Origin of the sequence: Caenimonas aquaedulcis, assembly GCF_015831345.1 — a bacterium.
GTDB lineage: Bacteria > Pseudomonadota > Gammaproteobacteria > Burkholderiales > Burkholderiaceae_C > Ramlibacter > Ramlibacter aquaedulcis.
On record NZ_JADWYS010000001.1, the window covers coordinates 3,161,155 to 3,186,707 of the forward strand.

A 25,553-nucleotide genomic window follows, 5' to 3' on the forward strand; every position below is an offset into this window, starting at 1 on the left:
GCGGCATGACCGTCGGTGTCATTCTTCTCCTCGAGGACGATCCCGCCATCGCGTCTTCCGTGAGCTTCGCGCTGGAGCGCGAAGGCTATGGTGTCGTCCACGCCATGCTCGTGCAGGACGCGACGCGCCTGCTGCACCAAAAACCCTTCGACCTCGCGATCCTCGACGTGGGCCTGCCGGACGGCAACGGCCTGGACGTATGCCGCGCTCTGCGGAGTGACAGCGATGCGTCGCTGGCCCGCCTGCCCGTCGTCGTGCTGACCGCGCGCAACGAGGAGCTCGATCGCGTGCTGGGACTGGAGCTCGGCGCCGACGACTACATCGCCAAGCCCTTCAGCCCGCGCGAGCTGGTAGCCCGTGTGCGCGCGCTGCTTCGCCGCGCCGCACTGGGTCCCCGGTCGAACGACAATCCCGCTCCCACGGCGGCGATGTTTGAGATCGACGAACCGGGCCAGCGCGTGCGCTACGCAGGGCATACCCTGGTGCTCACGCGCCTCGAATATCGCCTGCTGCGGGCGCTCGTGTCCTCCCCCTCGCGCATCCACAGCCGGGCGTCGCTGCTCGACGCCGCCTGGAGCGGCTCCACCGAGGCCGGGGACCGCACGGTGGACACGCACATCAAGACGCTGCGCGCCAAGCTGCGCGAGAAGACACCGCACTTCGACCCGATCGTCACCCACCGTGGCCTGGGTTACGCCCTGAACACCGAACCGCCCCGCTGAACCATGCGCCTGGGCCTGCGCCTTTTCTTCGCGTTCTTCCTGATCGCTGGTATCGCGGCTTTCTTCGTCATGCGCGTCTTCGTCGGCGAGGTGAAGCCCAGCGTGCGCGAGGCGGTGGAGGATATCCTGATCGACAGCGCGAATCTCCTGGCCGAACAGGCCACGCAAGACCTGCGTGCCATGCCCCCGGGAGGAACGCTGGAAGGCACCCGCTTCGCGCAGAGTGTCACCGACTACGCGCATCGGCCGATCGACGCGAAGATATGGGGCCTGCGCAAGCAGGCGCTGGACTTCCGCGTGTACGTCACGGACGACAAGGGGCGTGTCGTGTTCGATTCGGCTGTGCCCTCGGCCGTGGGCTCCGACTATTCGCAATGGCGTGACGTCGCGTTGACCTTGCGCGGCACCTATGGGGCGCGTGCGACGCGCGAGGTCTACTCTGACGACCGGACGTCCGTCATGTACGTGGCCGCTCCGGTGACGGATGGGGGGCGCGTCATCGGCTCGCTCACGGTTGCAAAGCCGCAATCGGCCGTCGCGCAGTTCGTCGCGCGGGCGGAGCGCAAGATATTCGTGTCGGGCATCTGGCTGCTCGGGCTGTCGCTGGCCATCGGCGTCGCGGTGACGGGGTGGATGGTCGTGTCCGTTCGCAAGTTGCGCCGGTATGCGCAGGCCGCCGGCGCGGGAGAGCGGCAGCCGGTGCCTGCGCTGCCCGGCGAACTGGGCGACCTGGCCGTCGCGATGGGCGTGATGCGGGAGCGGCTCGCGGGCCAGCGCGACGTCGAGGAGGCGATGCGTGCCATGACGCATGAGCTCAAGAGCCCCTTGGCGGCCATCGGCGCCGCGGCCGAGTTGTTGCGCGACGAGTTGCCCGCGGCCGACCGGGAGCGCTTCTCGGGCCAGATCGAAGGGCAGGTCGACAGGTTGCGGGCCATGGTCGAGCGCCTCCTGGAGTTGTCCAAGCTGGAGAGCCTGCAGATGCCCGAGCATCCGCGTGAACTGGTTTTGCTCGACTTGGCGCAAGCCGAGCTCGGGGCGCTGGCCAGCGTGATGGCGCAGCGGGCGATCGCGGTCCACTGGCGCGAAGAGGCGGCGGCCCTGGTCCGGGGCGACGCGGAACGCATCTCGCTGGCCATCTCCAACCTGCTGTCCAACGCGGTCGCATTCGCGCCCGACGGCTCCACCCTGGAACTGGGCGTTCGGCAGCAGGGCGCCACGGTCGAATTCAGTGTTCGCGATGAAGGACCCGGCGTGCCCGGCTACGCGCTTGCGCAGCTGGGGCAGCGTTTTTTTTCGTTGCCGCGGCCACGCGACGGCGTCAAGGGCAGCGGGATGGGCCTGGCCATCGCGCGGCAGGTCGCAGCCCTGCACGGCGGCAGCGTGCGGTTCGCGTCACCGGGCGCCGGCTTCGAGGCACGGCTCCTCCTGCCGGCAGCCTGAGCGGGCTTCACACAGACTTCACCGACTTCATCGTTTCCGCACGGTCCTTTTGCACCATCGCGTGCATCAACAAAGGAGCGTGAATTGAAATATCCATTGGTTTCCAAGGTGTTCGCCATCGGCATGGTCGCGGCCATCCTCGGGCTGGTCATGCTGCGCATCGACGGCCTTGTGGGCGAGCGGCGCATGCGCCAGCAGCAAGCGATGCAGGGCGTGGAGCAATCCTTGTCCGGCCCGCAAATGCTGATGGGGCCCATCCTGCACCGGGCCTGCGTGGAACAGTGGGAGACCGCCGTGGGCGAGGGCAAGGAACGCACCGTCGCGAACAACAGGCGCCCATTCACGCTGATGGCTGTTCCGCGTACCTTGCAGGTGCAGAGCGAAGCGAAGTCGGACGTGCGCCACCGCGGCCTGTTCAAGGTCAACACCTACGCGGGGCCGATGACGCTGGAGGCCCGCTGGGACGACTTCAGCGCCCTGCAGCCCGTGCGTGAACATCCCGGCTCCCGCCTGGAGTGCGGCCCCGCGCTGGCGATGCTGTCCGTGAGCGATGTGCGCGGCCTGCGCAGCGCCCGCGCGCAGGTCGCCGGAGTGCCCACGCCGGTGCGTCCCGGCACGGGCCTGCCGCGCTACGCGCGCGGTGTACATGCCGAAGTGCCTGCGGCACGCATCGCAGAGACCGCGGAGCCGCTTACCGCGCGCTTCGCATTGGACCTCGCCGGCACTTCGAGCCTGTCGCTCGTGCCCGCCGCCAGCCAGACCGACTGGTCCGTCAAATCCGATTGGCCGCATCCTTCCTTCGGGGGTCGATTCCTGCCCGCGCGGCGAGAGGTCGCCGCTTCCGGTTTCTCGGCGCACTGGACGGTGAGCGAGCTGGCCAGTACGGCCGCGGCCGCCGTGCAGCGCGATGGCGAACTGTGCGAGCCCCGGCTCGCAGCATCGACGGAAGATGACGAGGCGAACAGCGGCGCTCCCAACGCGAAGTGCCTGGAAACGTTGCGCGTCTCCTTCATCGACCCCGTCAATCCCTACGTGCTGACGGACCGGGCGACCAAGTACGCGCTGCTGTTCATCGCGCTCACATTCACCTGCGTGGCACTCGCGGAAATCCTGGGCCGCAAGCGCGTCCACCCGGTGCAATACACCCTCGTGGGCATGGCGCTCGCACTGTTCTACCTGATGCTCCTCAGCCTCTCCGAGCACGTGGCGTTCGGTCTGGCGTACTTCGCGGCCAGCGCCGGTTGCGTGCTGCTGCTCGGGTTCTATGCCGGGCACATGCTGAAAAGCCGTTGGGCCGGAGCCGCGTTCGGCACGGGCGTCGGGGCGCTGTATGGTTTCCTGTGGGTGCTGCTGTCGCTTGAGCAGGCCGCATTGATGGTCGGGTCGCTCCTGCTGTTCGGCGTGCTGGCCGCAGTGATGGTGCTCACACGCCGGGTGGACTGGTATGCGCTGGTCGAGGGGTGGCGGGCAGAGCAGCCCAGGCCAGCCGCTGTTCAGGCGTAACGCTTGTTGCGCAGGTTGTTCTTCATCTCGCGCAGCAGCGGCTGCAGCTTCGGCCCGATGCGAAGGGCGACCGCCGTCGCCAGCACGTCGATGATCATCAGGTGCAGCAGGCGCGAGACCATCGGGCTGTAGCGGTCGTAGCCTTCGGGATGGTCCGCCGCCAGGTGGATCTGCCCCGCGGAGGCGAGCGGCGATCCGGTCGCCGTCATCACGATCGTGGTCACGCCGTTCTTGCGCGCGATGTCGCAGGCGTCCATGAGGTCGCGCGTGCGCCCCGAGTTGGAGATCACCACGAGACAATCGCCGGGACCCATCATCGAGGCGCTCATCACCTGCATGTGGCCGTCGCTGTAGGCGATGGTGTTCACGCCCAGGCGGAAGAACTTGTGCTGCGCGTCCTGCGCGACGATGCCCGAGTTGCCCGCGCCATAGAACTCGATGCGCCGGCCGGTCTTGTGCGTCGCGGCGAGGGCCTCGACCGCCTTCTCGATCGCGAAGGTGGACGCGTCGTTGCGGTACTTGAGGAACGCGGCGACCGTGTTGTCGATCACCTTGACGAGCACGTCGCTGGTCTTGTCGTCGACGTCCACGCTGCGGTGGATGAAGGGCACGCCTTCGCTGACGCTTCCCGCGAGCTTGAGCTTGAAGTCCGACAGGCCGTCGTAGCCCATGCTGCGGCAAAAGCGCACGACAGTCGGTTTGCTCACGTGCGCGCGCTCGGCGAGCTCGCTCACGGGCAGGTTGGCGAAGGAGCGCGGGTCTCCCAGCACGAGGCGTCCCACGCGCTGCTCGGCAGGTGCGAGCGAGGGCAGGGAGGCCTTGATGCGGTCTAGCACGCGAGCTCCGCCGGGCCGCCCCAAGGAGCGAGGGCCCGCTTGGGGGGCGGCGCATGACACGAAGTGCAAAGCGTGGGGGCTAACATTCTTCGCTCCAGCAGTAACCATCTCTTGCGATCATGGCGCTGGCTGCACTGGGGCCCCAGGTTCCCGCCGCATACGGCCGCGGACCCGCGCTGTCATTGCGCCAGTAGTCGATGATCGGCTCGACCCATCTCCACGCCTCTTCCTGCTCGTCGCTGCGCACGAACAGGTTCAGCCGCCCGTCGATCACGTCGAGCAGCAGGCGTTCGTACGCGCCGACGCGCTCGCTGCCGAACCGCTTGTCGAAGTCAAGGTCCAGATGCACCGGCGCCAGCGTCTGCTGCGCGCTCTTGGATGCGCGGTTCTCCTGGCCCTGCGCGAGCAGGTGCAGCTCGAGGCCGTCCTTCGGTTGCAGGTGGATGACGAGCCGGTTGGCCGCGCCGAGCGGCGAGCGGAAGATCGCGTGCGGCGCGGGACGGAAGTTCACCACGATGTGCGCGTCGCGGTTCGCGAGGCGCTTGCCGGTGCGGATGAAGAAGGGCACGCCGGCCCAGCGCCAGTTGGCGATCTCCGCGCGCAGCGCGACGAAGGTTTCGGTGTGGCTCTCGGGATTCACGCCGGGTTCGTCGCGGTACGCCGGTACGGCTTCTCCGCCCACCTTGCCTGCGGTGTACTGCCCGCGAATCGCGTGCTGCGCCAAGGCCTCGGGCGTCCAGGCGCGCAGCGAGCGCAGGACCTTCAGCTTCTCGTCGCGGATCGCGTCGGCATGCGCGTTGATCGGGGGCTCCATCGCCAGGGCGCACAGCAATTGCAATGCGTGGTTCTGCACCATGTCGCGCAGCGCGCCGGTGCTGTCGTAGAAAGCACCGCGCTTTTCCACGCCGAGGTCCTCGGCGATGGTGATCTGGATGTTGGCGATGGTCTCGCGGCGCCACAGCGGCTCGAAGAGGGAATTGCCGAAGCGCAGCGCGAAGAGGTTCTGCACCGACGGCTTGCCGAGGTAATGGTCGATGCGGAAGATCTGCTTTTCGCTCAGCACGCTGCGCACGGTCTCGTTGATCGCTCGGTTGGACGCGAGGTCGTGGCCGAGTGGCTTCTCCAGCACGATGCGGGTGTTCGCGGTGTTGAGGCCCGCGGCCGCGAGCTGCTCGCAGGCGACGGTGAAGAGCGACGGCGCCGTCGCGAGATACATCACCACCGTGTCCGCATTGCGCTCGCGCAGTGTCGCGGCCAGCCGCTGGTAATCGCCCGGCTTGGACAGGTCCATCCGCAGGAAGTGCAGCATCTCGGCGAAGCGCTCGAACTCGCCGGGCGCGGGCCGCTTGGAGAGGTCGACCTCGTCGAAGCGTGCGCGGATCAGGGCGCGGTATTGTTCGTCGGAGAGGTCGTCGCGCGCGACGCCGATGATGCGGCCCGAAGCCGGCAGCGAACCGTGGCGGAAGGCCTGGAACAGCGCGGGCATCAGCTTGCGCCATGCCAGGTCGCCGGTGCCGCCGAAGAGGACGAGGTCGAAGCTCATGGAGGGGGGCTTGAAGTCGGGAATCGGTACTGTAACTTAGTTTCACGCACGCTTGGAACGACTGGTGTTTCCCCCAAGCCGGGCGGGCTGACTCAGCCGCTATGCTCGATTCGTAATCCAGTTACGACCAGAGGACTCGAAAATGAAGAAGTTTGTCGTCGCATCGGCCATGGCCGTGCTGTCGTTCGGCGCCGCGGCCCAAGGCCAGGTCAACATCATCTGCTCGGTGCAGGCCGAGTGGTGCAACATGATCTCCACAGTGTATGCACGCACCACGGGCGCGAAGGTGAACGTGTCCCTGAAGGGCTCGGGCGAAGCGCTCGCCCAGCTCATCGCGGAAAAGGACAATCCCAAGACGGACGTCTGGTTCGGCGGCACGGGGGACCCGCACCTGCAGGCCGCCGAGCAAGGTCTCACGCTCGAGTACAAGTCGCCGTCGCTGTCCCAGCTGCACGACTGGGCGCAGCAGCAGGCCAAGCAATCGGGCTACAAGACCGTCGGCATCTATTCGGGCCCGCTGGGCTTCGGCTACAACCCCGAACTGCTCTCGCGCAAGAAACTCGCGGTACCCAGGACCTGGGGCGATCTCACCAAGCCCGAGTACAAGGGCGAGGTGCAGGTGGCCAACCCGGCCTCCAGCGGCACGGCCTACACCATGATCGCGACGCTCGTGCAGCTCATGGGCGAGGACAAGGCCTACGACTACCTGAAGGCGCTTCACAAGAACGTCAGCCAGTATTCGCGCTCGGGCACCGGCCCGATCAAGGCGGTGGCGCGCGGGGAGACCGCCGTGTCGATCAGCTTCGTGCACGACGGCCCGGGCGAGAAGATGCAGGGCTTCCCGGTGGAAACCATCACGCCCGCCGACGGCACGGGCGCGGAGATCGGCTCCATGAGCATCATCAAGGGTGCGCGCAATCTCGAAGCGGCGAAGAAGTTCTATGAATGGGCGCTCACGCCCGCCGCGCAGGAAATGGCCGCGGCCGCCAAGCAGTTCCAGGTGCCGAGCAACAAGGCCGCCAAGGTCGATCCGCACGTGCCCGACTTCAAGAAGATCAAGTTCATCAACTACGACTACGCGAAGTACGGCGCGAGCGCCGAGCGCCGGCGCCTGATCTCGCGCTGGGAAAAAGAAGTCAACTCGCTCCCGCGCTGACATGGCCCTGTGGTCGTGGCTCGCCATCGGCGCGCTGGGCTACCTCGCGCTGCCCTGGTATGCGCTGCAGGACGGCAACGGCCTGCTCGCGGTGGGCGGCGTCTTCGGCGGCGAGGACACCGCGAACGGCCTGATGCAGGCTGCGGTGTATGGCCGCACGTGGTTGTGGACCGGCGTGCTGGGTCTCGCCATCGCCGCCGTGGGCGCGATGCAGGCGCCCGGCAAACGGCAGGGTGCGTGGCTGGTGTGCGGCGGCGCGCTCGGCGCGATCGGGCTCGCGGCCTTCGGCTTCGCCATCGGCGCCAAGGGCTGGAACGGCGAGTGGCTCACGGCCACCTTCGGCGAACTCCCGAAGAACCAGTTCGGCATCGGCTGGGGCGGCTTCGTCGTGCTCACCTCGCTGGTGGTGCTGGCCTCCTTCGGCGTCGCGCGGCGCGGGTTCTTCAAGGGCGACCTGTTCATCGCGGCCTCCGTCCTGTGCGCCGGCACGCTGATGGGCGTCTTCATCCTCTTTCCCGTGCTCAAGGCGCTGTCGGGCGCAATGCTCGGCGAGGATGGCAAGTTCGCCGTCGGCGCGATCTGGGAACGCGTGGCGAACGAGCGCAACTTCGGGCTCAACTGCCTCGTGGGCGGCGTGCGCTGCGGCGTGGCGTGGAACACCCTGTTCCTCGGGCTGCTTACGGCCGCCGCGACCACCGTGCTCGGCACGCTGATGGCGCTCATGGCGGAGCGATCGAGCAAGCGCTACGGCCGCGCGCTCAATGTGGTGGCCATGCTGCCGATCATCACTCCGCCCTTCGTCGTCGGCCTGGGCCTCATCCTGCTCTTCGGCCGCGCCGGCATCGTCAACCAGTTGCTGGAAGCGGCGTTCGGCCTCACGCCTTCCCGCTGGTTCTACGGCTGGTTCGGCGTGTGGATCGCGCAGACCTTCGCCTTCACGCCGATCGCCTTCATGATCATGCGCGGCGTCGTGCAGGGCATCGCGCCCAGCCTGGAGGAGGCCGCGCAGACCTTGCGTGCCGATGCGCAGCGCACCTTCATGACGGTGACGCTTCCGCTGCTCGCCCCGGGCCTGGCGAACGCCTTCCTCGTCGGCTTCATCGAGAGCATGGCGGACTTCGGCAACCCCGTCGTGGTGGGCGGGCAGTTCTCGGTGCTGTCCACGGAAATCTTCTTCGCCATCGTGGGCGCGCAGTACGACCAGGGCCGCGCGGCGTCGCTCGCATGGATCCTCACCCTGTTCGCCCTCGGCGTCTTCGCAGTGCAGCGCGCGGTGCTCGGCAAGCAGAACTTCACCACCGTGAGCGGCAAGGGCGATGCCGGCATCGCGATGCCCTTGCCGCCGCGCGTGCGCAAGATCGTCAATGGCGTGGCGCTGCCCTGGATCGCCTTCACACTCGTCGTGTACCTCTTCGCTTTCGCGGGCGGCTTCGTGCAGACCTGGGGCCGCGACTACACGCTCACGCTCAACCACTTCCGCACGGCGTTCTCGCTGGAGTGGGGGCAGTTCGGCCTGGTGTGGGCGGGGACGGCGTGGAACTCGTTCTTCACCACGATCAAACTCGCGGCGATCTCCGCGCCGCTGACCGCGGGCCTGGGCCTGCTCATCGCCTACCTGCTCGCGCGCACCGAGTTCAAGGGCCAGGGCCTGTTCGAATTTTCCGCGCTGCTGGCGTTCGCGATTCCCGGGACCGTGCTGGGCGTGAGCTACATCCTCGCGTTCAATGTGCCGCCCTTCGAGCTCACGGGCACGGGGCTCATCATCGTGCTGTGCTTCCTCTTTCGAAACCTGCCGGTGGGCGTGCGCGCGGGCACCGCGGCCTTCAAGCAGCTGGACAAGTCGCTCGATGAAGCATCCCTGATGCTGCGCGCGAGCACCCTGCAGACGCTGCGCCACGTCGTGCTGCCGCTGCTCAAGCCGGCGCTCGTCGCGGCGCTGGTCTACAGCTTCGTGCGCGCGATCACGACGGTGTCGGCCGTCATCTTCCTCGTCACGGCGGAAAACGAACTCGCCACCACCTACATCATCGGCCGCGTCGGCAATGGCGACTATGGCGTCGCCCTGGCCTATTGCACGGTGCTGATCGTCCTCATGAGCGCCGCGACCGCGCTCATCCAATTCGTCGTCGGCGAGCGCAAGCTCGGCCGGCGCAAGGCAGCGGCGCCGGTGGCGTTGCCGGCAACTTCCACACAGGGCATCACATGAGCGCATCCACGGCGGGCATCGCCTTCCAGGGCGTCACCAAGCGCTACAGCAGCGACCCGAACGCGCCGCTGGCGGTCAAGGGCATCAGCTTCGAAGTCGCGCGCGGCACGCTCACGACCATCCTCGGCCCCTCGGGCTGCGGCAAGACGACCACCCTGCGCATGATCGCGGGCCTGGAGTCGCCGACCTCGGGCAGCATCTTCATCGACGGCAAGGACGTGACGACGCTCGGGCCGGCGGACCGCAACGTGAGCATGATGTTCCAGAGCTATGCGCTCTTTCCGCACATGGACGTCGCGGAGAACGTCATGTATGGCCTGCGCATGTCGGGCATCCCGAAGGCGGCAGCGCGCACGCGGGCGGTCGAGGCGCTGCGCAATGTCGGGCTCGTGGGTTTCGACGAGCGCCTGCCCAGCGAACTGTCGGGCGGCCAGCAGCAACGCGTCGCGCTCGCGCGCGCGCTGGTGCTCGAACCCGCGGTCCTGCTTTTCGACGAACCGCTCTCCAACCTGGACGCGCGCTTGCGCCGCGAGATGCGCGAGGAAATCCGTTCGCTGCAGCAGCGGCTGCAGCTCACCGTCGCGTACGTCACGCACGACCAGAGCGAGGCCCTGGCCGTCAGCGACCAGATCATCGTGATGGACCACGGCGTCATCGCCCAGCGCGGCACGCCGCAGGACCTCTACGAATTCCCCGCCAGCGAATTCGTCGCGGGCTTCATGGGCGAGGCGATGCTGTTCCCCGCCAAGGCCGATGCAGGCGGCACGGTGGCGCTCGGGCCGCTGCGCATCAAGCCGCGGCAAGGCATGGTGGAAGGCGCGGTGAAAGTGGCGGTGCGCCCGGAGGCGTGGCACATCGGCCCGCCGGGCAACGGCCTGGAAGCGCGGCTGTCGAAACTGGCCTACCTGGGCAGCAACTACGAGTACACGTTCGAGACCGAACTCGGCCCGATCTTCGTGGTGTCGTCCAACCTGGCGCGCGTGCTCGACATCGGCACCGACGTGGGGCTGGGGCTGGCCGACCACGGCGTGTCGGTCGTGCAGGTGCCGTAACCTGCCCTGGCCCCACGGCTGAGGTGCAGCGCCGGATAATGACCGGATGAACCAGCTCGACGCTCTCAAGCAATACACCACCGTCGTCGCGGACACCGGCGATTTCAGGCAGCTGGCGCAGTTCCAGCCGCAGGATGCCACCACCAATCCGTCGCTCATCCTCAAGGCCGTGCAGAAGCCGGACTACGCCCCCCTGCTGAAGGAAACGGTCCGGCAGCACGCGGGGCGGCCGCTCGATGAAATCATGGACCGGCTGCTCGTGCGCTTCGGCCGCGAGATCCTCTCCACCATCCCGGGCCGCGTGTCCACGGAGGTGGACGCGCGCCTGAGCTTCGACACCGAAGCGTCCTGCGCGCGCGCCGAACGCATCATCCGGTGGTACCGGGACGAAGGCATCTCCGGCGACCGCGTGCTCATCAAGGTCGCTGCCACCTGGGAAGGCATCGAGGCGGCGCGGCGCCTGGAGCAGCAGGGCATCCACACCAACTTGACCCTGCTCTTCTCGTTTTGCCAGGCGGTGGCGTGCGGGGCCGCCAAGGTCCAGCTGATCTCGCCCTTCGTCGGCCGCATCTACGACTGGTACAAGAAGTCGGCGGGCGCGGCTTGGGATGAGGCGGCGAGTTCCGGCGCGAACGACCCCGGCGTGAAGTCGGTGCGGCAGATCTACGAACACTACAAGCACTTCGGCATCGCGACGGAAGTGATGGGCGCTAGCTTTCGCAACGTGGGCCAGATCCTGGCGCTGGCCGGGTGCGACCTGCTCACCATCAGCCCCGAATTGCTCGCGCAACTGGCCGCCTCCGATGCGCCGGTGTCGCGCGCGCTCGATGCGGACGCCGCGCGCAAGCTCGACCTGAAGCCCGCGAGCTACGACGAGGCCTCGTTCCGCTTTGCACTGAACGAGGACGCCATGGCGACGGAAAAGCTCGCCGAAGGCATCCGAGCCTTTGCAGCCGACGCGGTGAAGCTCGACAAGCTGATGAAGGAGGCCGCATGAGCTACGGCACCTCCCGCCCGCATTGCGACCGCACCGTCGCGTGGGGCCTGCTGCGCGCCCACTACGACGCGCAGGGCCGCGCGTTCGACCTGCGCGACGAATTCCGCATCGACGCGAAACGCTTCGAGTCCTTCAGCCTGCAGGCGCCGCACGTGTTCGCCGACATGTCGAAGAACCTCGTCGACAACCATGTGCGTTCGCTGATGATGGAACTGGCCCGCGAGTGCGGCTTCGAACACCACCGCGCCGCGATGTTCGCGGGCGAGCCGGTCAACAACACCGAGCAGCGCGCCGTGAAGCACTGGCTGCTGCGCGCACCCAGGGGCTCCAGCGGCGACGCCGACCTGGCCGAGGTGCACGCGACACTGGACGCGATGCTCGCCTATGCGCAGCGCGTCCGCGCGGATTCGAAGATCACCGACGTCGTCAACATCGGCATCGGCGGCTCGGACCTCGGGCCGCAGATGGCCGTGATCGCGCTCGCGCAGTTCGCGGTGCCGGGCAAGCGCTTCCACTTCGTCTCCAACGTCGACGGCCACGAGCTCGACGCGGTGCTGCGGCAGGTGAAGCCCGAATCGACGCTCTTCCTCATCGCGTCGAAGACCTTCACCACCATCGAGACCATGACCAACGCCCGCTCGGCGAGGGCCTGGTTCGAATCGCAGGGCGGCCAGGACATCGCGCGTCACTTCGCGGCGCTGACGACCAATGTCGCGGCGGCCGGCGAGTTCGGCATCGCGACGACCTTCGGCTTCTGGGACTGGGTAGGCGGACGCTACTCGATGTGGTCCGCGATCGGCCTGCCGATCGCGATCGCCATCGGCGCGGACAACTTCCGCGCGATGCTCGGCGGCGCGCACGAGATGGACAGGCACTTCGCCACCGCGCCGCTGTTCGAGAACCTGCCTGCCAGGCTCGGCCTCCTGGACGTCTGGTACCGCAATTTCCACGGCTTCACGAGCCGCAGCATTGCCCCGTACCACAGCGCGCTGCGGCGCCTGCCCGCCTACCTGCAGCAGCTGGAGATGGAAAGCAATGGCAAGCAGGTCGATGCGCAGGGCCGCGCCCTGTCCGTAGGCACGTCCCCCGTGCTCTGGGGCGAACCGGGCACCAATGGGCAGCATGCCTACTTCCAGATGCTGCACCAGGGCACGGATGTCGTGCCGGTGGAATTCATCGCGGTGCGCGACGCGGCTCACAGCCTCGAAGGGCATCACGAGCAATTGCTCGCGAATGCGCTCGCGCAGGCGCAGGCGCTGATGCAGGGCAAGCCCGACGCGGGCGGCCACAAGAACTTCCCCGGCAATCGACCGAGCACTTTCTTCGTCCTGGACCGGCTGGACCCCGCCAGCTTCGGCGCGCTGGTGGCGATGTACGAGCACCGCGTGTTCACGAGCGGCTCCATCTGGGGCATCAACAGCTTCGACCAATGGGGCGTGGAGCTGGGCAAGGTGCTCGCGAAAGACATCGCGCCGCGCCTTGCGAGCGGCGACACGCAAGGCCTGGACGCATCGACCGCGGGCCTGCTCGCGAAGTTGCGCGGCTAGTGCCGATGGCCTGAGTGGCCGGGCTCCGGCGGGGCGGTGTGCGCCGGCGCGTCGGCCCCCGCCGGGCCTTGCGCGACGACAAGCGAGCCGCGCATCCCCGCTTCGTAGTGGCCCGGGACCAGGCAGGCAAGCTGCAGCGTCGCTTCGCGCGTGAAGGTGACGACCAGCTCGCCCGCCTGCCCCGGCGCGACGCGCACCGCGGCGAGGCCGCCGCCAGCGCCATGGGCATGCGCCGCGCCCGACTGCATCGCGGTGGCGTGTTCGGCGATCTGCGCATCGTCGCCGATCACCAGTTCGTGCTCCAGCTTCCCCTCGTTGCGCGCGACGATGCGCAGCGTTTCCCCGGCCCGGGCCTGCAGCGTGGAGGGGGAAAAGCGCATCGTGTCGTCCATGCGGATTTCGACCACGCGGCTCACCACCTGCGCCTGCATGGCGGCTTCGGCGACCGCGGGCCGCGTCTCGTTCAGTGCCTGCCAGGCCGCGACACTGGCCGCACCGACCACCAGCAGGCCCGCGACGCCGTACACGGCGACGCCTCGCCGCCACGCGCGTTGCTCCGACGCGGCCAGCGCCACCACGGAGAGCGCGAAGCCCAGGGGCACCACCCAGCTGCTGCGGGCCGGCGAGTCCGGAAAGTGCTGCAGGCCGCCCGTGAAGAAGCCCAGGCCGATGGACAGCAGCGTGCCCCACGCGAGCGTGCGGGCCAGGCCGGCGTGGTCCTTGTCGCCGGACATCCGGTGCGCCATCCAGCCCCCCGCGACGAACATCACGATGCCGGCCGCCGCGGTCCACAGGGAGCGCTCGCCGCTGAAAAAGCCGTGGTTCACCGCCCCCGAAATGAAGCTGATGCCGGCGTATTTGAGGAGCATCGCCAGGTGCTCGCGCTGGAAGGATGTGTTCATGGAGTCATCTTCAGGCTTGACACCGTGGGAAGGTCAAGCGGTGGGCCCGCGGGGGCTGTTCGCCGCGCCCGCTTGGCCCTATCATCCGCGTGGTTTCACCACAACGAGGAGAAGTTTCATGGATGAAATGATGGCTGCGGTCAAGACCTGCTTCAACAAGTACGCCGAGTTCAAGGGCCGCGCCGACCGCGCGGAGTTCTGGTGGTTTGCGCTGTTCCAGTTCGTCGTGCTGGCGATCATCGGCATGGTGAGCCATGTGCTCTACGGCATCGCCTGCCTCGCGCTGCTGCTGCCCGCCCTCGCCGTGGGCGCGCGCCGCCTGCATGACATCGGCAAGAGCGGCTGGTTCCTGCTGATCGGCCTGATCCCCTTCGTCGGCTGGCTGGTCCTGATCTATTTCTTCGTGCAGCCGAGCGGCCCGGCCAACGAGTATGGCGGCCAAATGGCAGCCCCCGACGCCCCCACGGTCATGCCTGGCCCGCAGTAAACGGGACCTCTAGAGGCAAGGTTCGCGCGAAGTAACACGCAGCGCGAACACCCATGAAAAAAGCCGGCTTCACGCCGGCTTTTTTCATCTGACTAGAGCACCCGAAAAACGCAAAGCGTTTTTCGGGTGAATGGACTTACATGTCCATCCCGCCCATGCCACCCATACCGCCCATGCCGCCAGGCATGCCGCCGGCAGGAGCCTCTTCCTTCGGCGCCTCGGCGACCATGGCTTCGGTCGTGAGCATCAGCGAAGAGACGGAAGCCGCGTTCTGCAGCGCCGTGCGCGTCACCTTGGTCGGGTCCAGGATACCCATTTCGATCATGTCGCCATAGGTGTCGTTGGCGGCGTTGAAGCCGTAGTTGCCCTTGCCGTTCAGCACCGCGTTCACGACCACGCTCGGCTCGCCGCCGGCGTTGTAGACGATCTCGCGCAGGGGCGCTTCGATCGCGCGCAGCACCAGCTTGATGCCGGCTTCCTGGTCGGGGTTGTCGCCCTTGATGGCGCCGGCAGCCTGCTTGGCGCGCAGCAGCGCGACGCCGCCACCGGCCACGATGCCTTCTTCGACGGCGGCACGGGTCGCGTGCAGCGCGTCTTCCACGCGGGCCTTCTTTTCCTTCATCTCGACTTCGGTGGCAGCGCCGACCTTGATCACGGCCACACCGCCGGCCAGCTTGGCCACGCGCTCTTGCAGCTTCTCGCGGTCGTAGTCGCTGGTGGCTTCCTCGATCTGCACGCGGATCTGCTTCACGCGTGCCTCGATGTCGCCGCCGGCGCCGGCGCCGTCGATGATCGTCGTGTTTTCCTTGCCCACTTCGATGCGCTTGGCCTGGCCGAGGTCGGCCAGCGTGACCTTCTCGAGCGTGAGGCCGACTTCTTCCGCGATGACCTTGCCGCCCGTGAGGATGGCGATGTCTTCGAGCATAGCCTTGCGGCGGTCGCCGAAGCCCGGGGCCTTGACGGCGACGACCTTCAGGATGCCGCGGATCGTGTTGACCACCAGGGTCGCGAGGGCTTCGCCTTCGACTTCCTCGGCGATCACCAGCAGCGGACGGCCGGCCTTGGCGACCTGCTCCAGGATCGGCAGCAGGTCACGGATGTTGGACACCTTCTTGTCGTACAGCAGCACGAAGGGGTTGTCCAGCAGCGCCGATTGCTTCTCGGGGTTGTTGATGAAGTAGGGGGAGAGGTAGCCGCGGTCGAACTGCATCCCTTCGACGACTTCCAGCTCGGAGTCGAGCGACTTGCCGTCTTCGACGGTGATCACGCCTTCCTTGCCGACCTTGTCCATCGCGTCAGCGATGATCTTGCCGATGGTCTCGTCGCTGTTGGCCGAGATGGAGCCGACCTGCGCGATTTCCTTGGACGTGGTGGTGGCCTTGGAGGCCTTCTTCAGCTCGGCGACCAGGGCCGTGACGGCCTTGTCGATGCCGCGCTTCAGGTCCATCGGGTTCATGCCCGCGGCCACGTACTTCATGCCTTCGCGGACGATGGCCTGCGCGAGGACGGTGGCCGTCGTCGTGCCGTCACCGGCGATGTCGGACGTCTTGGAAGCGACTTCCTTGACCATCTGGGCGCCCATGTTCTGGAGCTTGTCCTTCAGCTCGATTTCCTTGGCCACGGACACACCGTCCTTGGTCACGGTGGGAGCGCCGAAGGAGCGCTCGAGGACCACGTTGCGGCCCTTCGGGCCCAGGGTCACCTTGACTGCGTTGGCCAGGATGTTCACACCCTCGACCATGCGCGCGCGGGCTTCGCCGCCGAAAATAACGTCTTTAGCTGCCATTTGAATAGCTCCTTGATTCAGTGAGTCGGGGACGGCGGTGAGGCCTGTCCCGCCAACAAATTACTTGGTGTTTTCCACCACGGCGAAGAGGTCGTCTTCCTTCATGACCAGCAGCTCGTCGCCGTCGACCTTGACGGTCTGGCCCGAGTACTTGCCGAAGAGGACGCGGTCGCCCACCTTGACGTTCATGGCGACGAGATCGCCCTTGTCGGACTTCTTGCCGGGGCCGACGGCCAGGACTTCGCCCTGGTCCGGCTTTTCGGCGGCGGCGTCGGGAATGACGATTCCGGAAGCGGTCTTGGTTTCGCTGTCGATACGCTTGACGATCACGCGATCGGCGAGGGGGCGAAGTTTCATTGCATCTCCTTTGACTAGAAACTGTGGGGCATCAAAAAGGGCCAACGAAGTTAGCGCTAGTTAACTTTGAGGTTGAGCTCTGCTGTTAGCACTCAATTCCTGCGAGTGCTAATGATAAGGGGTTTTGGCGGAGATTCAAGCCCGACGGGTCAATCCCTTTCTTGAGGGGAGCACGGTAGCGAATAAATAGACTGTCGCGGATACTGCCAGCTCACGCACGACAAGGGAAAGCGCACTTGGATTCCACCCCAGGCATTGGCAACGAATCCGTGATCCCGGCGGCCGGCGGCCCGGACGTTCAGCCTCCGCTCGCCCCCGGCCTCGTTCACATGCTCCTGGCCGCGGTGGACGACGCCGGGGAAGGGGTGGTGGTGACGGACGCGCAGAGCCTTCGCTACGAATACGTGAACAACACGGCCGCCCGGCTGTTCCACCTTCCCCGCGAGGAGTTGATGCGGCTCGGGCCGGTCGAGTGCCTGGCGTGGATGTCCGACGACGGCGGCGACCCGGGCGCGTCCTCTCAGTACGAGCGCGTGCGGCAGGTCATCCAGCGCACCATCGACGACCACCTGAACCCGCGCGCGCAGGAAATGGAAGTGAGGCGCAGGGACGGCACGACTTTCTGGGCCGAGTTCACCCGGCGCGCCATCCTCTCAGGCGACCGCTGGATCGTCATCAGCCTGATACGCGACATCAGCGAGCGGCGCGCGGCGCAGTCCCGGTTCGAACTCTTCAAGCGCGCCCTGGACGACTCGGACGAGGCGATCTACCTGGTGGACCCACAGCGGCTGGTGTTCGTCGACGTCAACGAGCGGGCGTGCCGCATGGACGGCGTCTCGCGCGAAGAGCTGATGCGCATCGGGCCGGTGGGCTGGGATTTCAACGCCGCGGACTTGCGGGCGCGGTGCGACGCCGCGATCGCGGCCTATCCCAATTCCGTGATGGAAGAAGTCCGCCGGGAGCAGCCCGGCGGAAAGGTGCTGGTCATCGAAAAGGCGCGCCGCGCCATCCGCTCCGAAGGGGAGTGGCTGGTCATCGTGCACGTGCGCGACATTACGGAGCGAAAGGCGGCGGAGCGGCAGCTCAAGCGCCACCTGGAGGAGCTCGCGCGATCGAACGAGGACCTCGAGCAATTCGGCTACGTGACTTCGCACGACCTGTCGGAACCCCTGCGCATGATGACGAGCTACGCGCAACTCCTCCATCGCCGCTACGGCGACAGGCTCGACGACGATGCGCGCGAATTCATGGGATTCATCGTCGACGGCGCCAAGCGGATGAAGCTGCTCATCGACGCGCTGCTCGAATATTCGCGCGCGGGGCGCAGCGCCGCGCCCCGCCAGGCGACCGCCCTGGACCGCGCGCTGGACGATGCGCTCGCCAACCTCGCGCATGCGATTCGCGACAGCCACGCCGTGATCGAGCGGGGGCCGTTGCCGACGCTGGACGCCGAGCCGGTCGCGATGATGCAGCTGTTCCAGAACCTCGTGGGCAACGCATTGAAATTCCGGGGGGCGGACGAGCCGCTCATCCGTATCGAAGCGGTGGACCTCGGGGAGGAGTGGCGGATGTCGGTGACGGACAACGGCATCGGCATCCGGCCGCAGGACTTCCAGCGGATCTTCGTGGTGTTCCAGCGCCTGCACGACCGCACGCGCTACGAGGGCACGGGCATCGGGCTGTCGATCTGCAAGAAGATCGTGGAGCGGCATGGGGGCCGCATCTGGGTCGAATCGAGCCCGGGTGCCGGTGCGGCCTTCTGCTTCACGCTGCCCAAGACGCGCGTCGCGTCACCGCCCCTTGCGCCGGCAGCCCAAGCGGACTAGTCTTGTGCCATGGCCACACCGGAACTGGAGTGCCCCATGCAGAAGATCCTCATCGCCGTCGACGGCTCCGAACTCTCGCTGGACGCGGTGCGGCACGCGCTGGCATTGCGGCGCCAGGGACTGGAAGCCGAATTCGTCCTGGCCAACGTGCAGGAGCCCGCGTCGCTCTACGAACTACTCACCATCCGTGACCCCGAGCGCGTGCAGGGCATGACGGCGAGCGCCGGTGACCACCTGCTCGAGCGCGCGCGCGAACTGTGCAACGCCGCCGGCGCGAGCTACGAATGCGAAATCGCATCGGGCGACCCGGCGCACACGCTGCTCGACATCGCCGAGCGCTTCTCCTGCGACGCGATCATCGTCGGCGCGCGTGGACACGGCGGCCTGCTGGGCACGCACCTCGGCTCGGTGTCGCAGGTGCTCGCCGAGACGTCCAGCATTCCGGTCACCGTGGTGAAGCACGCGGCGTTCGACGCCGCGGGCGAGTTCGCGCGGCACGACACCTCGCGCCCGGCCGACCCCGAAGTCGTCATCGGCCTGGCCTGAGGCGCGCGCGGCCGCTCAGTGCGCGCGCCGCCAGGCGGCGATGGCCGCCACCGTCGTGCAGGCAAGCCCGTTCTCGCGCGCGAAGCGCGTGACCTGTTCGCCATGCGCCATCGTGCCGTCTGGATTCATCAGCTCGCACAGCACGCCCGCGGGCGCGAGCCCCGCGAGCATCGGCAGGTCGACGGCCGATTCGGTGTGGCCGTCGCGCTCGAGCGTGCCGCCTTCGCGGGCGATCAGCGGAAAGACGTGGCCCGGGCTCGCGATCTCGCTGTGCTCCAGCGTGGAGCGCAGCGCGCACTGGATCGTCTGCACCCGGTCGGCGGCGGAAACGCCGGTCGTGATGCCGTGCGTTGCCTCGATCGACTGCGTGAAGGCCGTCGCGTAGCGCGAGCGGTTCACCTCGACCATCGGCCGCAGCTTTAGCGCGCTCGCCTGCCCGGGCTTGATGCACAGGCACACGATGCCGCTGCCGTCGCGGATCATCATCGCCATCACTTCGGGTGTGCAGAGCTCGGCGGCGCAAACGATGTCGGCCTCGTTCTCGCGCTGCGCATCGTCGAGCACGAGCACCGGCCGGCCGAGGCGGATCTGCTCGATCACGTCCGGCATCGGGGCGAGCTCGACGACGTGGCCGGCGGGCCCGGGAGAGGGGAGGGGGGAAGGGGAAACCACTTGCATGAAACGCTCCTGTTGGTTGAACAAAGCGCCCCAAGGCTCAAGAACGCCGCAGCGCACCTCCTCGCGAAGGCACGCGGCAGCTCAACGCCGCGGCGAACCGCGGCGAATCTTCTTTCATCCGGACTGTGACCGTCGGCTCCAGCATCGAACTGGATCTGCTGACCATCCGGCGGGATCTGACCCGGTCGGACGCGCTCGCGGGCTCGTGGCTTGCGCCACCTACCGCCGGTGGGGAATTCCACCCCGCCCTGAAGACCCCTGCAATATAGCCCCGCGCGAAAAGCCGCGCAGGCACCTTCGCGACGTATAGTCCCAGCCATGGAGACAGGCCGTGGAGTCGGAGGCGGTGCCCGCGCGAAGCGCCACGTGCTGTGGCGCCGCGCCTCGGTGACGCAGCGGCGCGCCTCCCGGCTCGACCCGGTGCTGCGCGCGCTCATCTGGGCCACCGCGGCCGGCGTGATCTTCTCCCTGCTCAACACGCTCATGCGCGGGCTCGTGTTCCAGCTCACCCCCTTCCAGACCCAATTCCTGCGCTACGTCTTCGGCCTCCTCGTGATGTTGCCGCTGGTCGCGCGCGCGGGCTGGCGCGCCTACATGCCGCAGAGCATCCGCGGGCAGTTCGTGCGCGGCATCGTGCACACGCTGGGGCTGTGCATGTGGTTCACCGCCATCCCGCACATCACGCTCGCGGACACCACCGCGATCGGCTTCACCGGCCCTATCTTCATCATGCTCGGCGCCGCCTGGTTCTTCGGCGAGAAGATGCGCTGGGAGCGCTGGCTGGCCTCGCTCATCGGCTTCACGGGCGTGCTGATCGTGGTGGCCCCCAAGCTCGCCGCGGCGGGAGGCGGCTACAGTTTGCTGATGCTCGCTTCCGCGCCGGTGTTCGCCGCCTCCTTCCTCATCACGAAGGGCCTCACGCGCTACGAGCGCCCCGAGGTGATCGTCCTGTGGCAGTCGATCACCATCATGCTGCTCAGCCTGCCGCTCGCGATTCCCGGGTGGCAGTGGCCCACGGCATGGCAGTGGGCCGCCTTCCTGCTGTGCGGGCTGCTCGGCAGCACCGGCCACTACTGCCTCACGCGTTCCTTCAGCGTCGCGGACATTTCAGCCACGCAATCGGTGAAGTTCCTCGACCTCGTCTGGGCGTCGCTGCTCGGCTGGATCGTGTTCTCGGACACGCCCAGCCAATCCACGCTCATCGGCGGCGCGGTCATCTGCGCCTCGACGATCTGGATCGCGCGGCGCGAAACGCGAGGCGCCGCGCGCTGACATCATGAAGACCACCGCACTCGTCCTTTTCTCCGGCGGCCAGGACTCCGCCACCTGCCTGGCCGATGCGCTCTCGCGTTACGAGCGCGTGGAAACCGTCGGCTTCGACTACGGACAGCGCCATCGCGTCGAGTTGCAGCAGCGCACCGAAGTGCTCGCGCGAATCCGCACGGAGTTTCCCGCATGGGCGGCGCGCCTCGGGCAGGACCACCTGCTGGATGCGTCGGTGCTGGGCCAGGTGAGCGAAACGTCGCTCACGCGCGACATGGCTTTCAGCATGGAGCAATCGGGCCTGCCCAATACCTTCGTGCCCGGGCGCAACCTGCTCTTCGTGACGCTCGCCGGCGCATTGGCCTATCGCCGCGGGCTCGAGGTGCTGGTGACAGGCGTGTGCGAAACGGATTTCTCCGGCTACCCCGATTGCCGGGACGACACGATGAAGGCGATGCAGGTCGCGCTCACGCTGGGGATGGACAGGCGCATCGTCATCGAGACACCGCTGATGTGGATCGACAAGGCCGCGACCTGGCAGCTCGCGCACGACCTGGGCGGCATGGCGCTGGTGGACCTGATCGTGGAACACACGCATACCTGCTACCTCGGCGACCGCGAACATCGCCACGCCTGGGGCTACGGTTGCAGCCAGTGCCCGGCGTGCGAACTGCGGGCGCGCGGCTGGGAGAAGTGGCAGGCCGCGCGCGCCTGAGCTCCCCGCCGGCCGTCAGGCCATCGAGAGTCGGAACCTCGCACCCGCGCCTGCGCCCTGCGGCTGCGGGGCGATCGTCCAGCGCTTGGAGTGGAACGCGGCCAACGCCGGCCGATGCCCGATCGACACGAGCGAGCCGCCGTTGTGCTTCACCATGTCCACGAGCCTCGTGTACAGCGCCTGCTCCGCCGGCTCGTCCAGCGCGCTCGTCGCTTCGTCCGCGAGCACCCACGCCGGCTGCTTGAGGAACACCCGCGCGATCGCGAGGCGCTGGCGCTCGCCGCCCGAGAGCTTCTGCGTCCATGCGTCCTGGTCGTCGAGGCGGCTCGCGAGCTGCGGCAGCAGCGCGTCGTCCAGGGCCTTGCGCAGTTCGTCGTCGCTGTAGCGGCTCGCCGGCTCCGGATAGGCGAGCGCCTCGCGCAGGGGGCCGTCGGGGAAGTACGGGTTCTGCGGGATGCTCATGGTGTCCGCTGGCATGTCGATGCGTCCTTTCGCGAACGGCCAGATGCCGGAGAACGCACGGAACAGCGTCGATTTGCCGCTGCCGGACGGTCCCTGGATGAGGACGTTGTCGCCTGCCTGCGCGGCGAGCGTCAGCCCCGAGAGGAGTTGCGTTCCATCCGGGAGTGCAAGTGTCAGGTCCTGCGCGGCGAGATCGTTGCCCGTGCGCGCCATTGCCGGCATGGCCGCCGTCGCCTGCGCCTGCACGCTGTCCTCGAAACTCGTGAGGCGGTCCGCCGTCGCGCGCCACACGGCGAGCTCCGCATAGTTGTCCGCGAACCAGGCGAGCGAATCCTGCACCGAGCCGAAGGTCGATGAAATCTGCATCAGGACGCCGAGCTGGATCGCGCCGCTGAAGTAGCGCTGCGCGGGCACCACCAGGGGAAAGATGATCGCCGCCTGCCCGAAAAAGAGGTTGAACCAGATGAGGTTCTTGCGCGCGCGCAGCAGCCGCAGGTAGTTCGCGAGCACCGCGCCGAAGCGCAGTTCCAGGTGCGCCTGCTCGACCTTTTCTCCCTTGTCGAGCGCGATCGCTTCGCTGTATTCGCGCACGCGGATCATGTGATGGCGGAAGTTCGCCTCGAGCCGCTGCTGCTCGAAGTTCAGGCGGATCTGCGGCCGCCCGATGTAGTGGGTGATGACGCTGCCCGCGATGCAGTACGCGAGCGCGGCCCACACCATGAAGCCGTGCAGCACGTAGGTGCTGCCGCCGAAGTCGAACGTGAAGTTGCCCGACAGCGACCACAGGATGCCGACGAAGGTCACGAGCGTGACGAGGGCGTTCATGAGCCCGAGGGTGAGGCGCAGGCTGTAGTCCGTGAAGAGCCTGAGGTCCTCCTGGATGCGCTGGTCGGGGTTGTCCGCGATGCCCGCGTTGGAGAAGCGGCCCAGCTCCATGCGGTAGAACGCCTGCCCCGTCAGCCAGCGGTCCAGGTAATGCGTCGTCATCCACGCGCGCCAGCGCACCTCGAGCAGCTGCGTGAGGTAGAACTTGTAGACGCCGATGACGATCAGCCCGAAGGCAAGGTAGGTGAAGCGCCAGACCTGGGCCCAGAACACCGGCTGGTCCTTCTCCTGCAGGGCGTCGTAGAACACGCGGTTCCACTCGTTCATCAGCACGAGCATGTAGACGCTCGCGAGGTTGAGGATGACGATCGCCGCGAGCATCCCGCGCGCCTTCCACTTTTCCTCGGAGCTGAAATAGGGCGTGGTGAGAGCCCAGATCTTGCGCGCCGCGCCCTGCACGGTATGGATCCTGGCCAGTGTGTTCATGCGGTGCCTCGTGGGAAGCAGGCATCGTAGCGCGGGCCGTGTCCGCGCGGACCGGGTCAGCGCGGCGTCAGGGCGAAGCGTTCGAGATGCCGCTCGCGACGTGGCCCGAGGGCACATGGCGCGCCGCGTGGTTCACGTGGCCGGTCTGGTCGTCGAAGAAGAAGTCGGGCTCGAACTCCTTGAGGAACTCGCCCTTGGGCAGGCCGCCGAGGAACATCGCCTCGTCCACGTGGATGTCCCACTGCATCAGCGTGCGGATCGCGCGTTCGTGCGCGGGCGCGCTGCGCGCCGTCACCAGGGCGGTGCGGATGCGCATCTGCGGCGTGCCGGCCTGCTGCAGCCGGTGCAGCGCCGCCAGCAGCGGCTTGAAAGGCCCTTCGGGCAGCGGCATCGCGGCCTTGCTCGATTCGTGCTGCTGGAAGGCGTCCAGGCCCTGGTCCTGGTAGACGCGCTCCGCCTCGTCGGAAAACAGCACCGCGTCCCCGTCGAAGGCGATGCGCACCTCGTGCGGGTAGTTGCTGCCCGCCAGCACCGACTCGGTCAGCACGCGCGCCGCGGGAAAGCCCGCCGCGAGCGCCTCCCGCACGTCTTCGGCATTCGCGGAGAGGAACAGGTGCGCGCCCAGGGGCTTGAGGTAGCGAAAGGGCGGGCGCCCCTGCGTGAACACGCCGCGCTGCAGCTTGATCTCGTTGGCCAGGCCCGAGCGGAAGATGCGCATGCCCGACACCGGGTCGTTGCGCGAGAGGATCACCACTTCCACGCGCTGCGCGTCCGGCTCGTTGAAGGCGAGCAGCTTCTTGATCAGCGAGAAGGCGATGCCCGGGCGCGCCGGCAGGTCCAGGCGCTGCAGCTGCAGTTCCATGTAGGCCTTGGCTTCGCCGCTTTCGAACAGCGCGTTCTCTTCCTCGAAATTGAAGAGCGCGCGCGAGGAGATCGCGACGACCAGCTTGTTATCGAGGGTCACGGCCATGACCGGCGCTCACTTGATGAACTGGTTGAGCTGGATGATGGGCAGCAGCACGGCCAGCACGATGAGCATCACGACGAAGCCCATGCCGACGATCAGCAGCGGCTCCAGGATGGTCGCGAGCTGCATCGCGCGGCGCTGCACTTCGGCGGACAGCTGGTTCGCGGCGCGTTGCAGCATCGCGGGCAGCTGGCCCGTCTGCTCGCCCATGCGCGCGAACATCGAGAGCAGGCCGGGGAAGCGCTTTTTCTGCGCCATCGCGGAGGCGAGCGGCGCGCCCTCCCGCACCAGCACCAGCGCGTCCATCGCGTCGGCGCGCATCGCGCGATTGGAAAGCGTCTCCGCCGCGGCCTGCAGGGACTTCAGGATCGGAACGCCCGCGCCCGACAGCATCGCGAGCGTGCTCGCGAAACGAGCGGCGTTATAGCCGCGAGAAAGCCGGCCGACCAGCGGCAGCTTGAGCCAGCCGGCGTCGAATGCTTCGCGCGTGGCTTCGTTGCGCAGCGAAAAGCGCAGCACCACGGTGCCCGCGGCCAGGATCAGAGCCACGAGCCAGCCCCAGTTGCGCACGAGCCCGCTGAAGGCGAGCATCGCGACGGTGAGGAAGGGCAGGGCGCGCTTCGTTCCCGCGAACACGTTGGCCACCTGCGGCACGACGTACGCGACGAGGAACAGCACGATGGCGATGGCGACGACGGTGACGATCGCGGGGTAGAGCGCGGCGCCGAGCAGCTTCGCCTTGAGCGCCTGCCGCTCTTCGAGGTCGTCGGCCAGGCGTTCGAGCACGAGGCCGAGGTTGCCGCTCTGCTCGCCGGCGCCGACCACGGCGGTGTAGATCTCCGGGAACTCGCGAGGAAATCGCGCGAGCGCCTTGGCGAACGGCGAGCCCGCGTTGACTTCCGCGCGCAGGGCCGCGACGACGTGCTTTTCGCGTTCGTTCTCGGACTCATCGGTGAGAGCCGTCAAGGCGCGCTCCAGCGGCAGGCCGGAGGTGACGAGGCCGGCGAGCTGCCGCGTCCAGATGGCCAGCCCGGTCGCGCTGAAGACCGGGCGGCTGAAGGTCCGCTGGCTCCAGCCGAAGGATTGTTCGTTGGCGGCGACGCCTGCGCTGACCGGCACCACCTGCAGCGGCACGAGCGCCTGGCCGCGAAGGAGGGTCCGCACCGCCTTGGCGGTGTCGGCCTCCATCACGCCCTTGCGTGTTTCGCCTTGGGCGTCGAGGGCTTCGAAAGAATAGGCGGGCATGGGCCG

General features: G+C 67.6%; 22 protein-coding genes and 1 riboswitch. Of the genes, 13 read left to right on the plus strand and 9 right to left on the minus strand.

Translation table 11 applies throughout. The annotated features are described in order from the left end of the window. Positions 1-5 precede the first annotated feature (5 nt). The 3 genes from creB (at position 6) to creD (ending at position 3,665) form a co-directional block, all read left to right on the plus strand. Positions 6-722: a two-component system response regulator CreB gene (gene creB / locus I5803_RS15185; RefSeq protein WP_196987171.1), complete on the plus strand. Its 717-nt coding sequence runs from the start codon at positions 6-8 to the stop codon at positions 720-722. A 3-nt stretch (positions 723-725) separates the two neighbouring features. Next, a complete protein-coding gene (gene creC, locus I5803_RS15190; protein ID WP_196987172.1) occupies positions 726-2,162 on the plus strand; it encodes a two-component system sensor histidine kinase CreC in 1,437 nt (478 codons plus the stop codon). A gap of 84 nt (positions 2,163-2,246) precedes the next feature. After that, on the plus strand, positions 2,247-3,665 hold the full coding sequence (creD, locus tag I5803_RS15195) for a cell envelope integrity protein CreD (RefSeq protein ID WP_196987173.1): 1,419 nt from the start codon (positions 2,247-2,249) through the stop codon (positions 3,663-3,665). On the opposite strand, the gene I5803_RS15200 is transcribed toward creD, so the two are convergent. Further along, the gene (locus I5803_RS15200) at positions 3,656-4,501 is read right to left on the minus strand and encodes a MurR/RpiR family transcriptional regulator (RefSeq protein ID WP_196987174.1); all 846 of its coding nucleotides are present in this window, start codon (positions 4,499-4,501) and stop codon (positions 3,656-3,658) included. The genes creD and I5803_RS15200 overlap by 10 nt on opposite strands. Before the next feature lie 79 nt (positions 4,502-4,580). Continuing rightward, positions 4,581-6,044, minus strand: coding sequence for a glucose-6-phosphate dehydrogenase (gene zwf, locus I5803_RS15205; protein WP_196987175.1), 1,464 nt, complete (start codon positions 6,042-6,044; stop codon positions 4,581-4,583). Positions 6,045-6,186: 142 nt separating this feature from the next. Here zwf and I5803_RS15210 point away from each other — a divergent pair, with 142 nt between their 5' ends. The 5 genes from I5803_RS15210 to pgi are packed head-to-tail and all read left to right on the plus strand — an operon-like array spanning position 6,187 to position 13,002. Next, positions 6,187-7,200: an ABC transporter substrate-binding protein gene (locus tag I5803_RS15210; protein WP_196987176.1), complete on the plus strand. Its 1,014-nt coding sequence runs from the start codon at positions 6,187-6,189 to the stop codon at positions 7,198-7,200. A 1-nt stretch (position 7,201) separates the two neighbouring features. After that, positions 7,202-9,406 carry an ABC transporter permease gene (locus I5803_RS15215; RefSeq protein WP_196987177.1) on the plus strand — a complete coding sequence of 735 codons (2,205 nt, stop codon included), beginning with the start codon at positions 7,202-7,204 and terminating at the stop codon, positions 9,404-9,406. After that, positions 9,403-10,458, plus strand: a complete 1,056-nt coding sequence (locus tag I5803_RS15220) for an ABC transporter ATP-binding protein (RefSeq protein ID WP_196987178.1) — start codon at positions 9,403-9,405, stop codon at positions 10,456-10,458. Before I5803_RS15215 ends, I5803_RS15220 begins: the two co-directional genes overlap by 4 nt. A 46-nt stretch (positions 10,459-10,504) precedes the next feature. Continuing rightward, positions 10,505-11,455, plus strand: coding sequence for a transaldolase (tal, locus tag I5803_RS15225; RefSeq protein WP_196987179.1), 951 nt, complete (start codon positions 10,505-10,507; stop codon positions 11,453-11,455). Continuing rightward, positions 11,452-13,002 carry a glucose-6-phosphate isomerase gene (gene pgi, locus I5803_RS15230; protein WP_196987180.1) on the plus strand — a complete coding sequence of 517 codons (1,551 nt, stop codon included), beginning with the start codon at positions 11,452-11,454 and terminating at the stop codon, positions 13,000-13,002. The genes tal and pgi overlap by 4 nt, the downstream gene beginning before the upstream one ends. On the opposite strand, the gene I5803_RS15235 is transcribed toward pgi, so the two are convergent. Continuing rightward, entirely contained in the window at positions 12,999-13,904 is a 906-nt protein-coding gene (locus I5803_RS15235; RefSeq protein ID WP_196987181.1) for a cupredoxin domain-containing protein, read from the minus strand. The two genes, pgi and I5803_RS15235, sit on opposite strands and share 4 nt — an antisense overlap. Positions 13,905-14,022: 118 nt before the next feature. Between I5803_RS15235 and I5803_RS15240 the strand changes: the two genes are divergently transcribed. Continuing rightward, positions 14,023-14,391 (plus strand): DUF805 domain-containing protein, encoded by a 369-nt coding sequence (locus tag I5803_RS15240; protein ID WP_196987182.1) that lies wholly within the window; start codon positions 14,023-14,025, stop codon positions 14,389-14,391. Positions 14,392-14,527: 136 nt separating this feature from the next. On the opposite strand, the gene groL is transcribed toward I5803_RS15240, so the two are convergent. Beyond that, positions 14,528-16,177 carry a chaperonin GroEL gene (gene groL / locus I5803_RS15245; protein WP_196987183.1) on the minus strand — a complete coding sequence of 550 codons (1,650 nt, stop codon included), beginning with the start codon at positions 16,175-16,177 and terminating at the stop codon, positions 14,528-14,530. 60 nt (positions 16,178-16,237) lie between these two features. Beyond that, positions 16,238-16,534, minus strand: a complete 297-nt coding sequence (gene groES, locus I5803_RS15250) for a co-chaperone GroES (protein WP_196987184.1) — start codon at positions 16,532-16,534, stop codon at positions 16,238-16,240. 236 nt (positions 16,535-16,770) lie between these two features. On the opposite strand from groES, the gene I5803_RS15255 reads away from it, so the two are divergent. Together I5803_RS15255 and I5803_RS15260 are read left to right on the plus strand one after the other, a co-directional pair. Next, positions 16,771-18,360 carry a sensor histidine kinase gene (locus I5803_RS15255; protein ID WP_196987185.1) on the plus strand — a complete coding sequence of 530 codons (1,590 nt, stop codon included), beginning with the start codon at positions 16,771-16,773 and terminating at the stop codon, positions 18,358-18,360. 36 nt (positions 18,361-18,396) lie between these two features. Then, the gene (locus I5803_RS15260) at positions 18,397-18,906 is read left to right on the plus strand and encodes a universal stress protein (protein ID WP_196987186.1); all 510 of its coding nucleotides are present in this window, start codon (positions 18,397-18,399) and stop codon (positions 18,904-18,906) included. A gap of 15 nt (positions 18,907-18,921) precedes the next feature. On the opposite strand, the gene ribB is transcribed toward I5803_RS15260, so the two are convergent. After that, positions 18,922-19,584 (minus strand): 3,4-dihydroxy-2-butanone-4-phosphate synthase, encoded by a 663-nt coding sequence (ribB, locus tag I5803_RS15265; RefSeq protein WP_196987187.1) that lies wholly within the window; start codon positions 19,582-19,584, stop codon positions 18,922-18,924. 102 nt (positions 19,585-19,686) lie between these two features. Beyond that, positions 19,687-19,844: riboswitch (FMN riboswitch) on the minus strand. 58 nt (positions 19,845-19,902) lie between these two features. On the opposite strand from ribB, the gene I5803_RS15270 reads away from it, so the two are divergent. Both I5803_RS15270 and queC read left to right on the plus strand, forming a co-directional pair. Continuing rightward, entirely contained in the window at positions 19,903-20,856 is a 954-nt protein-coding gene (locus I5803_RS15270) for a DMT family transporter (RefSeq protein ID WP_196987188.1), read from the plus strand. A gap of 4 nt (positions 20,857-20,860) precedes the next feature. Next, the gene (queC, locus tag I5803_RS15275) at positions 20,861-21,562 is read left to right on the plus strand and encodes a 7-cyano-7-deazaguanine synthase QueC (protein ID WP_196987189.1); all 702 of its coding nucleotides are present in this window, start codon (positions 20,861-20,863) and stop codon (positions 21,560-21,562) included. Positions 21,563-21,577: 15 nt separating this feature from the next. Here the strand turns inward: queC and I5803_RS15280 are convergent, their stop codons facing one another. The 3 genes from I5803_RS15280 to gspF all read right to left on the minus strand — a co-directional run bounded on the left by I5803_RS15280 (position 21,578) and on the right by gspF (position 25,547). Continuing rightward, complete coding sequence (locus I5803_RS15280; RefSeq protein ID WP_196987190.1) at positions 21,578-23,335, minus strand: ABC transporter ATP-binding protein/permease; 1,758 nt, start codon at positions 23,333-23,335, stop codon at positions 21,578-21,580. A gap of 67 nt (positions 23,336-23,402) precedes the next feature. Beyond that, a complete protein-coding gene (locus tag I5803_RS15285; RefSeq protein ID WP_196987191.1) occupies positions 23,403-24,305 on the minus strand; it encodes a 5'-nucleotidase in 903 nt (300 codons plus the stop codon). Between the two features lie 9 nt (positions 24,306-24,314). After that, entirely contained in the window at positions 24,315-25,547 is a 1,233-nt protein-coding gene (gspF, locus tag I5803_RS15290; RefSeq protein WP_196987192.1) for a type II secretion system inner membrane protein GspF, read from the minus strand. Positions 25,548-25,553 lie beyond the last annotated feature (6 nt).

What these genes read in the sequence shown, in the direction of transcription:
- gspF (WP_196987192.1), bottom strand. Translation starts at nt 25,547, where the DNA reads ATGCCCGCCTATTCTTTCGAAGCCCTCGACGCCCAAGGCGAAACACGC.
- I5803_RS15235 (WP_196987181.1), bottom strand. Translation starts at nt 13,904, where the DNA reads ATGAACACATCCTTCCAGCGCGAGCACCTGGCGATGCTCCTCAAATAC.
- queC (WP_196987189.1), top strand. Translation starts at nt 20,861, where the DNA reads ATGAAGACCACCGCACTCGTCCTTTTCTCCGGCGGCCAGGACTCCGCC.
- I5803_RS15210 (WP_196987176.1), top strand. Translation starts at nt 6,187, where the DNA reads ATGAAGAAGTTTGTCGTCGCATCGGCCATGGCCGTGCTGTCGTTCGGC.
- I5803_RS15270 (WP_196987188.1), top strand. Translation starts at nt 19,903, where the DNA reads ATGGAGACAGGCCGTGGAGTCGGAGGCGGTGCCCGCGCGAAGCGCCAC.
- groES (WP_196987184.1), bottom strand. Translation starts at nt 16,534, where the DNA reads ATGAAACTTCGCCCCCTCGCCGATCGCGTGATCGTCAAGCGTATCGAC.
- zwf (WP_196987175.1), bottom strand. Translation starts at nt 6,044, where the DNA reads ATGAGCTTCGACCTCGTCCTCTTCGGCGGCACCGGCGACCTGGCATGG.
- pgi (WP_196987180.1), top strand. Translation starts at nt 11,452, where the DNA reads ATGAGCTACGGCACCTCCCGCCCGCATTGCGACCGCACCGTCGCGTGG.
- I5803_RS15240 (WP_196987182.1), top strand. Translation starts at nt 14,023, where the DNA reads ATGGATGAAATGATGGCTGCGGTCAAGACCTGCTTCAACAAGTACGCC.
- tal (WP_196987179.1), top strand. Translation starts at nt 10,505, where the DNA reads ATGAACCAGCTCGACGCTCTCAAGCAATACACCACCGTCGTCGCGGAC.
- groL (WP_196987183.1), bottom strand. Translation starts at nt 16,177, where the DNA reads ATGGCAGCTAAAGACGTTATTTTCGGCGGCGAAGCCCGCGCGCGCATG.
- I5803_RS15280 (WP_196987190.1), bottom strand. Translation starts at nt 23,335, where the DNA reads ATGAACACACTGGCCAGGATCCATACCGTGCAGGGCGCGGCGCGCAAG.
- I5803_RS15215 (WP_196987177.1), top strand. Translation starts at nt 7,202, where the DNA reads ATGGCCCTGTGGTCGTGGCTCGCCATCGGCGCGCTGGGCTACCTCGCG.
- I5803_RS15260 (WP_196987186.1), top strand. Translation starts at nt 18,397, where the DNA reads ATGCAGAAGATCCTCATCGCCGTCGACGGCTCCGAACTCTCGCTGGAC.
- I5803_RS15285 (WP_196987191.1), bottom strand. Translation starts at nt 24,305, where the DNA reads ATGGCCGTGACCCTCGATAACAAGCTGGTCGTCGCGATCTCCTCGCGC.
- creC (WP_196987172.1), top strand. Translation starts at nt 726, where the DNA reads ATGCGCCTGGGCCTGCGCCTTTTCTTCGCGTTCTTCCTGATCGCTGGT.
- ribB (WP_196987187.1), bottom strand. Translation starts at nt 19,584, where the DNA reads ATGCAAGTGGTTTCCCCTTCCCCCCTCCCCTCTCCCGGGCCCGCCGGC.
- I5803_RS15220 (WP_196987178.1), top strand. Translation starts at nt 9,403, where the DNA reads ATGAGCGCATCCACGGCGGGCATCGCCTTCCAGGGCGTCACCAAGCGC.
- creB (WP_196987171.1), top strand. Translation starts at nt 6, where the DNA reads ATGACCGTCGGTGTCATTCTTCTCCTCGAGGACGATCCCGCCATCGCG.